Origin of the sequence: Sulfitobacter pacificus (genome assembly GCF_030159975.1) — a bacterium.
Taxonomy (GTDB): Bacteria; Pseudomonadota; Alphaproteobacteria; order Rhodobacterales; family Rhodobacteraceae; genus Sulfitobacter; species Sulfitobacter pacificus.
The window spans coordinates 2,707,139-2,719,009 of sequence record NZ_BSNL01000001.1 but is presented as its reverse complement, the minus strand read 5'-3'; the positions used below and the strand labels follow the sequence as shown (position 1 = coordinate 2,719,009).

Sequence of the window (11,871 nt, the reverse complement as noted above, 5' to 3'; positions counted from 1 at the left end):
GGCGAAACATTGTTGCGGGATATTGCTGTATTGTGGGTATTAAATTGCGCGAGGCGCTGCAAGAGTCATTTCGCAAGCGCAGCATTTGATGTGAAGGTTTGCTGGGAGAAATTTGCGAAAAGTGTATAACTGACGCAAGAATTTTGCATAGGTCTGGCGGAAGCCTGCAATGTTGCAACCGAATTGCGCTGTAGATTGCTCAATATGAGGCGAAATCCTCTGTCGGAGTATATGCAATGATCCAAACACCTTATCTGCTTTTTCTGGGCGACGCGCCTGACCAGTTGTCCGCCAAGGTGGCGCAGGGCATCAAGGATTGGCGTCCTGACAATGCCGTTGGCCAGTTCCGTATGGAAGGGTGTAAGGCCGATGTCGGGCTGACCGATCTGACATTGCAAGAGGCGAAAGATGCCGGTGCCAAGACGCTGGTGATTGGTGTGGCCAACCGGGGCGGGGTGATTTCGCAGGCGTGGAAAGAGGTGCTGATCGAAGCGCTGGGCATGGGGTTTGATCTGGCGTCGGGCCTGCATAACCTGCTGGCGGAAGAAGGCGATCTGGTGGCGGCGTCCCAAGTGAGCGGCCAGACCCTGCATGATGTGCGGGTTCCGAATGTGCAGTATCCGATTGCAGATGGCACCAAACGGTCGGGCAAGCGGGTATTGGCGGTGGGCACGGATTGTTCCGTGGGCAAGATGTATACCGCCTTGGCGCTGGATGAGGCGATGCGTGAGAAAGGCATGAAAAGCACCTTCCGCGCCACGGGCCAGACCGGCATTCTGATCACCGGTTCCGGTGTGCCGTTGGATGCGGTGATTGCGGATTTCATGGCAGGTGCGGTGGAGTATCTGACACCGGACAATGATGCGGATCACTGGGACATCATCGAAGGACAGGGCAGCCTGTTTCACGTCAGCTATTCAGGTGTGACCATGGCGCTGATCCATGGTGGCCAACCGGATGCCCTGATCATTTGTCACGAGCCGACCCGCGCGCATATGCGTGGCCTGCCCGGCTATAAACTGCCCAGCATGCAGGCGGTGAGCGATATGGCTCTGACGCTTGCACGGGTGGCGAATGCGGGCTGTCAGGTGGTTGGCATTTCGGTGAATACACAGCATATGTCCGAGGAAGAGGCGACTGAGTATTTGGCGAAGGTCGAGGCAGAGATGGGCCTGCCTGCGGTTGATCCTTTCCGTCAGGGTGCGGCGCGTTTGGCAGATGCTATTGCGGCCCTTTGACACCTGCGCGGGTTGAGGGTGCGGACAGTATATAAGGCCAAAAAGAGGGGCAAGAGATGCGTATTGAAGTGACGTCGGATGTGTTCAAGCTGGCGGAAGTATTCACCATCAGTCGCGGATCACGTACCGAGGCCAAAGTGCTGACCGTGCGGATAACTGAGGGCGGTGTGACGGGCTGGGGCGAATGCGTGCCCTATGCCCGTTATGGTGAGACGCTGGAATCGGTTACGGCGCAGATTGAAGGGTTGCAGGGGAATGTGACCCGTAAGGCGCTTTATGACCTGCTGCCAGCGGGCGCGGCGCGTAATGCGGTGGACTGTGCCCTATGGGATTTGCAGGCCAAACAGGCAGGCAAACGGGTTTGGCAACTGGCCGGGCTGGCCGCGCCGGGGCCGGAGATCACCGCCTTTACCCTGTCACTGGCAGAGCCTGCGCAGATGCAGGCGCAGGCGGCGAAACATGCGCATCGACCATTGCTGAAGATCAAGTTGGGCACGCCCGATGACATGCCACGGCTTGAAGCGGTGCGGGCAGGGGCCCCGAAGTCGACAATTATCATCGACGCCAATGAGGGCTGGTCGGCGGATGTCTATGCTGATCTGGCACCGCATCTGCTGCGCCTTGGGGTGGCTTTGGTTGAGCAGCCTTTGCCCGCCGGTGAGGATGATGCATTGATCGGGATGGCGCGGCCCGTGCCGGTTTGCGCAGATGAATCTGCGCATGATTGCAGCACCTTGTCCAAATTGCGCGGCAAATATGATGTGGTGAACATCAAGCTGGACAAGACTGGCGGATTGACCGAGGCGTTGAAGTTGCGGGCGGCAGCACTGGCTGAGGGTTATGAGGTGATGGTCGGCTGCATGGTGGGTTCGTCGCTGGCGATGGCACCGGCGACCTTGGTGGCGCAGGGCGCAAAGGTGGTTGATCTGGATGGTCCGCTTTTGCTAGGCGAAGATCGTGAAGATGCATTGAAATTCGACGCGGAGGGGGTACATCCGCCTGCCGCTGCGCTTTGGGGATAAAAGATGAGAACAGTCTATGTGAACGGCGCTTACCTGCCAGAGAATGAAGCGCAGATTTCGATCTTTGACCGTGGGTTTTTGATGGCGGACGGAGTTTACGAGGTGACCTCTGTGTTGGATGGCAAGTTGATTGATTTTGACGGCCATGCGGTGCGGCTGGCGCGGTCCTTGTCAGAGTTGGAGATGCGCAACCCGATCAGCAAGGAAGACCTGTTGGAGGTGCATCGCGAATTGGTGCGGGCGAACGAGATCGACGAGGGGTTGATCTATCTTCAGATCACACGCGGTTCTGATGGCGACCGCGATTTTGCCTTTCCTGATCCTGAGACGACGGAACCGACAGTTGTGCTGTTCACCCAGAACAAGCCCGGCCTGGCGGATAGCCCGGCGGCCAAGAAGGGTGCCAAGATCATCAGCATTGAGGATATTCGCTGGGGGCGGCGTGACATCAAGACGGTGCAATTGCTGTACCCCTCGATGGGCAAGATGATGGCCAAGAAAGCCGGGTGCGACGATGCATGGATGGTCGAGGACGGTTTTGTCACCGAAGGCACGTCAAACAATGCTTACATCGTGAAAGGCAATAAGATCATCACGCGGGCGCTGTCTAATGAAATTCTGCACGGGATCACCCGGGCCGCGGTATTGCGGTTTGCCCGCGAGGCGCAGATGGAAGTGGAAGAGCGCAACTTTACCATTGATGAGGCGAAGGAGGCGGATGAGGCCTTTACCACCTCGGCCAGTGCTTTTGTGATGCCGGTTGTAGAGATCGACGGCGTTGCGTTGGGTGATGGCACGCCGGGACGTGTGGCCCCGCGTCTGCGCGAAATTTACCTTGATGAGATGCGCAAGGTTGCAGTCTGAGGCTCTGGTTCCGGGGTCAGCAGGCTGGCTCACTGCCTGAGAAAAGGATAAATGCGTCCCGACCTTAGGCGGACAGGAGTTCCGGCAGGGTGGTCACATAGGTCTGGATGAACGGTATGTCGGTTGGGGTAAGCCCGTATAGGGTGGCCACCTCTTGCTCTTCGACAAAGGCGTGCATCAGTTTGGTTTCTGCGTCAAATTCGAACCGTACAGTGGGATCGGCGGGGGAACCGTCGAGAAACACAAGGCTGAACAGATCATCGCGGAAATCGAAATCCGTGATAACCGCCGGGGCACCGGGGGCGGTTGATGCGGTTGCCACGACAAAATTATCATCGCCCTCGCCGCCGGTCATGACGTCGCCGTCATCCCCTACCAGTGTGTCATTGCCATAACCTGCGTGGATGGTATCAGCTGTGCCGGTATCGGTGTCGCTGACGCTGCCATCCGGGTTCAGGCCGTCGATTGCGATGATCGTGTCATGGCCTAGATCGCCGTGGATCAGGTTATGTCCCTGTGCATCGACCAGCATGTCATGCCCGTCGCCACCGCGGATGAAATCATCACCTGCGTCTTGAGCGACGCCAGCAGAGTCCAAAGTGGTGTCATCGCCATCGCCGAGGAAAATCTTGTCGTTGCCTTCACCGCCCAGACCCACATCATCGCCGGCGCTGGTGAAGAGACGGTCGTCGCCGGTGCCCCCTTGCAGGGTGTCATCCCCGTCGTGGCCACCCAGAAGGTCATCACCCGCGCCGCCGGACATAAGATTGTCCAGCGCGTTGCCTTGCACATGTTCCTTGGCGTCGGTGCCCTCAAAATCGGCAATATCCTCCGCCAGTGTGATGTCGATCGGCAAATCGTCGTCGTCGGAAGACTCCTTGGCCGGGCTAAGCAGTTCGATCGCGAGGCCAAGGCCCAGCAGGGAGGGGAGAAGGATAAGCTCTAACACGGGTACGCCACCTTAAGAAATGGTTAACGTTCCTTTATGTGCTGAGGATTGTGGCAGAAGCGTTGACAGAATTGGGCGATTGTGGGGTTGGCCGCCGGGGTTTACCCTTTTTCGACGTTTTGGGCAAAGGTCACTTTGAAGGCTTCCTGTTGTTCTGGTTTAGCCTCTGTCTGGTAGTTGGCTTTCCATTCGTCCATCGTCATCCCGTAGAATAATTCACGGGCTTCTGTCTTGCCGATGTCGATGCCCCGTTCGGCGGCGGCTTCCTGATACCAGCGTGACAGGCAATTGCGACAAAACCCGGCGAGGTTCATCATATCGATGTTCTGCACATCCGTGCGGTCTTGCATCAGGTGTTGCTGTAGGCGGCGAAAAGCGGCGGCTTGAAGTTCGATTTCCTGTTGGGTCGGTGCCTGAGTGCTGGACATTGTGGTCTCCTGTTTTGAGTATTGCTGGGCCGCGGCGGCCTTGGTGTCAAGTTTCTGTGGCACAATCATCTGTGGAAGAGCCGTCATATTTGTGAAATCTTTGACAGACATGCTGTTGACGTGTACTCGAAACCCGAATGGTGCGTTATCGCTAACGGTGCGCCTAAATAGTGACTTCAGACCAAAGGACACAGCCCATGAGACGCCTGCGCAATGTAAAGATCGTCGCGACCCTTGGTCCGGCATCTGACAATTACGAGATGATTGAGGCGCTGCATAAAGCGGGAGCAGATGTGTTCCGGTTGAATATGAGTCATGGCAGCCACGCGGAAATTCGTGAAAAACACCGGATCATCCGCGAGGTAGAGAGCAACCTGAACAGTACCATTGGCATTCTGGCGGATCTGCAGGGACCGAAGCTGCGGGTTGGTGTGTTTTCTGGTGATAGTGAACAATTGGTTGTGGGCGCTGCCTTCCGTCTGGATCTGGATCCTGAAGAAGGGGATGCCTCCCGTGTCTGCCTGCCCCACCCGGAGATTTTTGCCGCGCTGAAGCCGGGGGCCAGCCTGTTGGTCAATGATGGCAAGATTCGCCTCAAGGTCATTGAGTGTGGTGCGGATTTTGCCAATTGCGAAGTGGTCATCGGCGGGGTGATTTCGAATCGCAAGGGTGTGAACGTGCCGGATGTGGTGCTGCCATTGGCGGCCCTGTCCGAGAAAGATCGCGCGGATCTGGAGTTTGTTTGCGAATTGGGTGTCGATTGGCTGGCGCTTTCCTTTGTGCAGCGGCCCGAAGATGTGACAGAGGCGCGCGAACTGGCTAAGGGCCGCGCGGCCTTGCTGTCGAAAATCGAAAAACCATCTGCGGTTGATCGCTTTGAGGATATCCTTGAAGTGAGCGATGGCATCATGGTGGCGCGTGGTGATCTGGGTGTGGAGCTGCCGGTGCAGAACGTGCCGCCGATCCAGAAGCGTCTGGTGCGCAAGTGCCGCGCGGCTGCCAAGCCAGTTATTGTCGCGACGCAGATGCTGGAATCAATGATTGAAAGCCCGATGCCGACCCGCGCCGAAGTGTCTGATGTGGCTACGGCGATTTATGAAGGTGCGGACGCGGTGATGTTGAGTGCGGAATCTGCTGCTGGTGATTTTCCGATCGAGGCTGTCACCACAATGGACAACGTCGCCCGCGAGGTTGAGGTTGATCCGACCTATACGGAGATTATCGAATCCTCACGTAAGGCGGACCGTATGACCGTAGCGGATGGCATCGTTGCCGCTGCTCGTGAAATTGCGGAGACCACGGATATCAAGGCGATCTGCTGTTTTACGCAGAGCGGCACAACCGCATTGCTGACCGCGCGGGAACGCCCACGGGTGCCGGTGATTGCGCTGACGCCTTTAGTGAACACAGCGCGGCGGCTCGCGCTGAGCTGGGGCACGAATTGTGTGATCACCGGGGATGTGGACCGCTTCAAAAAGGCGGTTGTCAGTGCCGTGCGCGCCGCTCGCGAAGAAGGGTTCGCCGAGGAAGAGGATCACGTGGTGATTACCGCCGGTGTGCCGTTCAACGTTCCAGGCAGCACAAACATCCTGCGTGTCGCCCCTTGTGACGAACGTTTGATTTTTCCCGCCGATCCAGAGTAATATCCCACAGGTTGTAGTGGGAGAGCAAAAATGGACCCTGATTTGGCATTGTCCCTTGGTATGGTGATTGCCGCCTTTTCCGTGCCGTCCATTTTATCAGCTTTGACCGACCGGCGTGCGCCACGGGCATCAGCGTTGACCATACTTATGGGCGGTGCGCTGATTCTTTATGCGATGCAGAACAAGCCGGGCGGCTATACTTTTGAGCAGGTGCCGGATGTTTTTGTCAGCGTGCTGGCGCGTTATATGCCCTGATCCGCCTAGGACGGTGCTGCGGGGGTGTCCTGGCTAAAGATATTGATCCAGCCATCTGCTGCCCTTTGCCAAACGGAGCTGACGTACATGGTTTCGTGCTGTGATGCGGCTTCCCTTTGGAAATTGGCGCGATAGCTGAGCAGAGCGTGCTCTGCGCCTAGCAAAAGCAGCTGTATCTCCTGCATCTCATAGCTGTGGATGGTCGGCCCGTGATCCAATTGCCCGCAGTGATCCTGTTTGCCGGCGAATCCATCCGGATATACCCCAAGAAACCGGTCGCTGAGCAGCGCATCATCTGCGGCGCGGTCCCCGGAAACCAACGCCTCCCAGACTTTTTTCTCATGAACAGTGATGATGCCCATCAGGGCGTTGGGGTCGTGATCTGACATTGTTTCCTCGGGGTTAAATTGCTATCTGGGGCGTAGCAGGCTGGGCCAGATTGGGGCAGGGCCCCGCACAAGGCAAGGATGGGCCGGCATTTCGCCCATAGCCCTTGCCAAGGAAGATTTTCCCCCCTATAGGCACAGCTTCAACCCGCACGTCCGGCCCATGTGGCATGCCGAGTCGTGCGTAAACCGAACCTAAATATACGGAGACGGAAATGCCTAAGATGAAGACGAAATCGAGCGCCAAAAAGCGCTTTAAGATCTCGGCGACCGGCAAGGTCATCGCGGGTCAGGCTGGTAAACAGCATGGCATGATCAAACGGACCAAAAAGTTCATCCGTAACGCACGCGGCACGACAGCATTGTCTGCGCCTGATGCAAAGATCATCAAGGGCTTCATGCCCTACGACCGCTAAGATAGGAGACCTAGCATGGCACGAGTAAAAGGTGGGACAGTTACCCACGCCCGTCACAAGAAGATCGTCAAAGCCGCCAAGGGGTATTACGGTCGTCGCAAAAATGTCTTTAAGGTCGCCACACAGGCGGTCGATAAGGCCAACCAATATGCAACCCGTGACCGCAAGAATCGCAAGCGCAACTTCCGCGCGCTGTGGATTCAGCGGATCAACGCTGCTGTTCGTTCGCATGACGAAGCGCTGACATACAGCCGTTTCATCAATGGTCTGAACCTCGCCGGCATCGAAGTGGACCGTAAGGTTCTGGCCGATCTGGCAGTGAATGAGCCTGATGCCTTTGGTGCGATTGTGAAAACAGCACAGGATGCGCTGGCAGCCTAAGCGCTGACAGACAGAGATTTTGGGAAAGCCCTGCGCAGATCGCGCGGGGCTTTTTCCGTTTCTGGCCGCGGGGCCGGAGAGGTATTTCCGCGCTGATTGTAAGCGGTCATTGGGGCTGAATTGGGTGCAGTTCACAGCTGGATTACCGCGAACAAGCAGGTTTCTTTTCGACATTGAAATTAAACTGATGTCAGGGTGATTTTTCTCCTTGTGGTCCCAATCTCTTGCTCGTATACGGTCCGAACTTGGCGCGGGATGGAGCAGCCCGGTAGCTCGTCAGGCTCATAACCTGAAGGTCGTAGGTTCAAATCCTACTCCCGCAACCAAAGTAACTGACTTGGCCCGTGCAATCTGCGCGGGTTTTGTCGTTTTAGCCTCTCCCGATGCCAAGATACCTCCGAGAGCCGAAATGCGGGGCAAAACGCCAGCAAGTTCTATGCGATGCGCGTTCGGGGTTTTCTGTCAGGTGCAGGTGTTTTTGTTATGCGCAACCGAACAGCCAGAACATCTATAGTCGCTTTGCAAAACCTCAGTAGCGCGGTCGGAATGCGCATGCTTCCGCGCAGTCTGATGCGAAATGAGGAGGAATTTAAGGTACATCAGCCAATTTTCTGAGTTCGTTACACTATAACACTTTCCGGTTGCTCCTAGTTAAGTAACTAAATAAGTTGCGTGATGATGTTGCAAGCAAGGGACCCGTTTTGTCCTCACAGATCGCAAGCCATCCACCCACGCCGCGACTTATGAACATCAGAAAAACGTAAAAGGAGAGAACATGAACAACCCCGGACTTGCTGCCGCCCTACTTGGCGCATTTACGGCTATCGCCGCACCTGCCTGGGCAGAGGACGAAGCGACAGCATGGCGTATTTTTGTAGCAGATCACAGTGCGCCGACGATCACAGCCATTGACCTTAATGCGCCGGATCAGCGGTGGACGTTTGAGGTTGCCGGACCGGCAAAGCTTTATCCATCAGCAGGCGAGGCGCTGATTGTTGCTGTGCAATCCGGCAATGCGCAGGTCGACTTCCTGAACAGCGGACTTTCCCTTGACGCTCATGGTGACCACGCAGACATCGAGGTATCCGAGCCGTCCCATATCGGCAAAATTGAAGGGCCCAGCCCGTTCCACGTCGTCAACCACAGCGGCACGGTTGCGGTGACTTTTGACAAGGGCGGGTACGCATCCATCCTTGGTGAAAAGGCCATCTTAAATGGTGAGCTGACACCGCAGAATGTTCCAATGAATGTCGCGCATCATGGTTTCGTGGCGGATATGGGAGGATATTTCGTGAGCTCTGTTGCCGCAGAAGCACCGAAGGAAGAAGGCAAAGCGCCGCCGCGTATCGGTATCGGCAGTTTTGCCGCTGATGGCACGCCGATGGGTAAAACCCACACCTGTACTGATCTTCATGGTGAGGCTTTTTCTGGAAGTTTCCTGCTAGCAGGGTGTAAAGAGGGGATCATCGCGCATGACACCCGCGGCGGGCCGGATGCGTTTGCCATGTTGCCCTATCCTGCTGACTTCCCGGAAGCCAGCACCGGCACCCTTGTCGGGGCAAAAGCAATGCAGTCATTTCTGGGCGATTACGATGGAACGTCACTTGTCATTGTTGATCCGGCGACAGAACCACATTTCACCCGAGTCGCGCTGCCATTCCGCGAGGTTGATTTCATTCTCGATCCCGCGAAACCTCAATTCGCATATGTTCTCACCGAAGATGGATCGTTGCACCGCTTGAACATGTTGTCAGCGAAAATCGAGCAGAGCGCGAAAGTTACTCAACCCTATTCCATGGATGGCCACTGGCGTGACCCACGGCCACGTATGACCATCGCGGATAAAAAACTGATCCTTTCTGACCCGCTGGCCGCAACTTTGCGTGTCATCAATACGGAGAGCCTAGCCGAGATTGATACAATTGCGGTCACTGGTGTTCCCTACAATGTGAGTGTTGTTGGGGGCAGCGGCCTTACACACTGATTGCTCAACCGGCGCAGCTGATCCAGCTGCGCCGGTTGACATCGGCTGGAACAATCATTTGTTTGCTTTGTGGTGAGCTTTGCAATGTATGTTTTTTCAGCTTCGCTTGGCGTGATCTGTCAAATGGGCATCGGATCGATGTCCCCCTCGTTTCCGTGAAATACCAGGAAGCACAAACCGGACCTCGGCGCGGCGGGCAAATTCTGCCCGCCGCGCTGGACCAACCAAGACCCGGATGTTTGATCAGACCGCAAAGGGATCGTCGGCGACGCCCACCAGTTGCATCAGCAATTCGCCACTGCCCTCTGTCAGGGCCGTTGCGAATTCAGCGTCAATCCGATCAACCGCTGACTGGATCGAACTGTCAGAGCCACGGGTAAACAATTGCATCGCGGCGGAGGCATCGCCGACATCGGACAGGCCTTTGATAACGCCGAAATAAGTGCCGATATCCGTCTTGGTGGCAAGGTAGTCCCGGTCGGCCAATTGCAGGTCGATATCGGCCTGTGACGCGCCTGCAGGCAGGTCCACTTTCGCCCCTTTCAGCACCTCAAGGATAAAGGCACCACGGCCAATGTTGCCGCTGTCCAGCTGTCCCTGCCAAAAGGTCAACCCGCCCGCATCAGGTGTGCGGCCAAGCACGTTCTCGTAAACCTGCGTGGCAAACTCAAGGTTGCTGATGTCAGAGGCATAGGTCGCGCGGGTTTCATCCTGATCAAGGAACAGGTTGGCGATTTCCTCCAGCGAGGTGCCATTGGCAAAGGCGGAGCCCCAAAAATTCAGGCCAATCGCATCAGGGGCACGGTTGAAATAGGCGACATAGAGTTCAACAAAGGTGCTGATCTGGGCCGCATCAAGGCCCGCGATGCCCTGGAACTGGCACAGGTTGATCATGCCGTCGGTAAAGATTGATGCACCGCCGCCAAAGGACAGGGTTTCGATTCCGGTCAACAGATCGGTGCCTTCGCCATTGACTGTACGGTCCTGCACGGTCACGCTGCCATCATTGGCGAATTGCAGGGTGAATTGACCCAAGCCGTTGAGGAAGCTAGCAACATCGCCGTCGCCTGCGCCGCCATTGATGGCGTCATCACCGCTGCCGCCGCGCAGCATGTCATTGCCGACACCGCCGAACAGATTATCCGCATCCGCGCCACCAAGCAGGGTGTCGTCGCCTTCAAACCCGAACAGGACATCCGTCCCTACGCCACCGTCAAAGATATCGGCCAGTTTCGACAGGTAGAACCAATCACCATGTTCGGACCCCGCAACATCCCCTTCAGGGCTTACAACAAAGCTGGGGTCGGAATTGCGCGAGCCGATGATCAACGTGTCAAGGACGCCACCAAGGCCCGGTAGAATTGTCGCAAGGGCGTTGATCAAGCCCTGAACCTGCGCCGCAGCTTGTGATTCTACACCAGCGGGATCACTTGTGCCCTGGGTGCTGACCAATGTGCCGATTTCCTGCAGCGCCTGTAACGCCTGTGCGCTTGCGGCTTCGGCGGCACCAGAGGCTGCGGCAATTGCGGCGGCATCTGCACCTTCGTTGATCAACTGGCCCAGCACGCTGTCGCGGCTGCCGATAAAGGACATGATGGCGTTGCCTGCTGCCTCGCCCAACAGGTTAAAGAACTCTGCCAGGGTGGAGCCGCTGAACCCGGCGGCACCTGAGGACCAGTTGCCAGAAGCCAGATCGACCGCAAATGTTGGCGAAGAGAAAACGCCGTTCTGATCGTCCCACAACAGTTCTGCAATCCGCGCCTCGGCTGCGGCAAAGGCAGTTTCGATTTCTTCGATGCTGCCGCCGCTGGGATCGATGCCCTCTATCGCGTCGCGCAGCAGCGTGTCTGCGGAGTAGGGGGCCATCAGCGCGCGCGCCTCGGCAAGTGGTTGTGTGATCAAGGAAAAATCACCCGCTGCCCATGCTTCGAAGGTCGCGCGGGTCTCCGCATCCAGCCCCGCAGAAACATTGGGGTCGTTCAAGAGCCTTGAGAAAATTGAGCTGTCCAGCGAGGTCAGTGCGGTTTCAGCTGCGTCGATCAGGGCAAGGTATTCACCAACCGTCCAGTTAAAGATGTCATCGGGTGAGGTTGGTACGGTTAAACCACCGTAGGCGCCAAGGGCACCAAAAGAGCCAAACGCCTGTGCAAGCGCGTCGGAAAAATCCTGTTCCATGTCTATCGTCCAATTGGTTTCTGTAAGAATGCGCAAAATCTATACGACAACATTCCTTGATGTGAAGTGTCTTGCGACATATCGGGCTATTCAGGTGCCCGGTTAGACCTGTGGAATGCCCTTTGGGCCG

General features: G+C 56.6%; 12 protein-coding genes and 1 tRNA gene. 9 read left to right on the top strand and 4 right to left on the bottom strand.

The features are described 5' to 3' along the window. Positions 1-236 precede the first annotated feature (236 nt). Genes dgcN through QQL78_RS13720 form a run of 3 tightly spaced genes read left to right on the top strand, consistent with a single transcriptional unit; the run spans position 237 to position 3,124 of the window. The gene (dgcN, locus tag QQL78_RS13730) at positions 237-1,238 is read left to right on the top strand and encodes an N-acetyltransferase DgcN (RefSeq protein WP_284374308.1); all 1,002 of its coding nucleotides are present in this window, start codon (positions 237-239) and stop codon (positions 1,236-1,238) included. 56 nt (positions 1,239-1,294) lie between these two features. Further along, entirely contained in the window at positions 1,295-2,260 is a 966-nt protein-coding gene (dgcA, locus tag QQL78_RS13725) for an N-acetyl-D-Glu racemase DgcA (RefSeq protein WP_284374307.1), read from the top strand. Between the two features lie 3 nt (positions 2,261-2,263). Next, a complete protein-coding gene (locus tag QQL78_RS13720; protein ID WP_284374305.1) occupies positions 2,264-3,124 on the top strand; it encodes a D-amino-acid transaminase in 861 nt (286 codons plus the stop codon). A gap of 64 nt (positions 3,125-3,188) precedes the next feature. Here the strand turns inward: QQL78_RS13720 and QQL78_RS13715 are convergent, their stop codons facing one another. Together QQL78_RS13715 and QQL78_RS13710 are read right to left on the bottom strand one after the other, a co-directional pair. Further along, positions 3,189-4,073, bottom strand: coding sequence for a calcium-binding protein (locus QQL78_RS13715; RefSeq protein WP_284374303.1), 885 nt, complete (start codon positions 4,071-4,073; stop codon positions 3,189-3,191). Positions 4,074-4,174: 101 nt separating this feature from the next. After that, positions 4,175-4,501 carry a DUF1244 domain-containing protein gene (locus tag QQL78_RS13710; protein ID WP_284375596.1) on the bottom strand — a complete coding sequence of 109 codons (327 nt, stop codon included), beginning with the start codon at positions 4,499-4,501 and terminating at the stop codon, positions 4,175-4,177. Positions 4,502-4,698: 197 nt separating this feature from the next. Between QQL78_RS13710 and pyk the strand changes: the two genes are divergently transcribed. Together pyk and QQL78_RS13700 are read left to right on the top strand one after the other, a co-directional pair. Further along, positions 4,699-6,144, top strand: coding sequence for a pyruvate kinase (gene pyk / locus QQL78_RS13705; protein ID WP_284374301.1), 1,446 nt, complete (start codon positions 4,699-4,701; stop codon positions 6,142-6,144). A 30-nt stretch (positions 6,145-6,174) separates the two neighbouring features. Next, entirely contained in the window at positions 6,175-6,399 is a 225-nt protein-coding gene (locus tag QQL78_RS13700) for a hypothetical protein (RefSeq protein ID WP_284374300.1), read from the top strand. A gap of 5 nt (positions 6,400-6,404) precedes the next feature. On the opposite strand, the gene QQL78_RS13695 is transcribed toward QQL78_RS13700, so the two are convergent. Then, positions 6,405-6,788 carry a nuclear transport factor 2 family protein gene (locus QQL78_RS13695; protein ID WP_284374298.1) on the bottom strand — a complete coding sequence of 128 codons (384 nt, stop codon included), beginning with the start codon at positions 6,786-6,788 and terminating at the stop codon, positions 6,405-6,407. A 212-nt stretch (positions 6,789-7,000) separates the two neighbouring features. Here QQL78_RS13695 and rpmI point away from each other — a divergent pair, with 212 nt between their 5' ends. The 4 genes from rpmI (at position 7,001) to QQL78_RS13675 (ending at position 9,566) form a co-directional block, all read left to right on the top strand. Beyond that, complete coding sequence (gene rpmI, locus QQL78_RS13690) at positions 7,001-7,201, top strand: 50S ribosomal protein L35 (RefSeq protein WP_064224949.1); 201 nt, start codon at positions 7,001-7,003, stop codon at positions 7,199-7,201. 15 nt (positions 7,202-7,216) lie between these two features. Then, positions 7,217-7,582, top strand: a complete 366-nt coding sequence (gene rplT, locus QQL78_RS13685) for a 50S ribosomal protein L20 (RefSeq protein ID WP_025046027.1) — start codon at positions 7,217-7,219, stop codon at positions 7,580-7,582. Between the two features lie 249 nt (positions 7,583-7,831). Further along, a tRNA-Met gene (locus QQL78_RS13680) sits at positions 7,832-7,908 on the top strand. Between the two features lie 449 nt (positions 7,909-8,357). Then, complete coding sequence (locus QQL78_RS13675; protein ID WP_284374294.1) at positions 8,358-9,566, top strand: hypothetical protein; 1,209 nt, start codon at positions 8,358-8,360, stop codon at positions 9,564-9,566. A 243-nt stretch (positions 9,567-9,809) separates the two neighbouring features. On the opposite strand, the gene QQL78_RS13670 is transcribed toward QQL78_RS13675, so the two are convergent. Further along, positions 9,810-11,741: a DUF4214 domain-containing protein gene (locus tag QQL78_RS13670; protein WP_284374292.1), complete on the bottom strand. Its 1,932-nt coding sequence runs from the start codon at positions 11,739-11,741 to the stop codon at positions 9,810-9,812. Between the last annotated feature and the right edge of the window lie 130 nt (positions 11,742-11,871).

Coding starts and splice junctions, on each gene's coding strand:
- dgcN (WP_284374308.1), top strand. CDS start 237: ATGATCCAAACACCTTATCTGCTTTTTCTGGGCGACGCGCCTGACCAG.
- dgcA (WP_284374307.1), top strand. CDS start 1,295: ATGCGTATTGAAGTGACGTCGGATGTGTTCAAGCTGGCGGAAGTATTC.
- QQL78_RS13720 (WP_284374305.1), top strand. CDS start 2,264: ATGAGAACAGTCTATGTGAACGGCGCTTACCTGCCAGAGAATGAAGCG.
- QQL78_RS13710 (WP_284375596.1), bottom strand. CDS start 4,501: ATGTCCAGCACTCAGGCACCGACCCAACAGGAAATCGAACTTCAAGCC.
- pyk (WP_284374301.1), top strand. CDS start 4,699: ATGAGACGCCTGCGCAATGTAAAGATCGTCGCGACCCTTGGTCCGGCA.
- QQL78_RS13700 (WP_284374300.1), top strand. CDS start 6,175: ATGGACCCTGATTTGGCATTGTCCCTTGGTATGGTGATTGCCGCCTTT.
- QQL78_RS13695 (WP_284374298.1), bottom strand. CDS start 6,788: ATGTCAGATCACGACCCCAACGCCCTGATGGGCATCATCACTGTTCAT.
- rpmI (WP_064224949.1), top strand. CDS start 7,001: ATGCCTAAGATGAAGACGAAATCGAGCGCCAAAAAGCGCTTTAAGATC.
- rplT (WP_025046027.1), top strand. CDS start 7,217: ATGGCACGAGTAAAAGGTGGGACAGTTACCCACGCCCGTCACAAGAAG.
- QQL78_RS13675 (WP_284374294.1), top strand. CDS start 8,358: ATGAACAACCCCGGACTTGCTGCCGCCCTACTTGGCGCATTTACGGCT.
- QQL78_RS13670 (WP_284374292.1), bottom strand. CDS start 11,741: ATGGAACAGGATTTTTCCGACGCGCTTGCACAGGCGTTTGGCTCTTTT.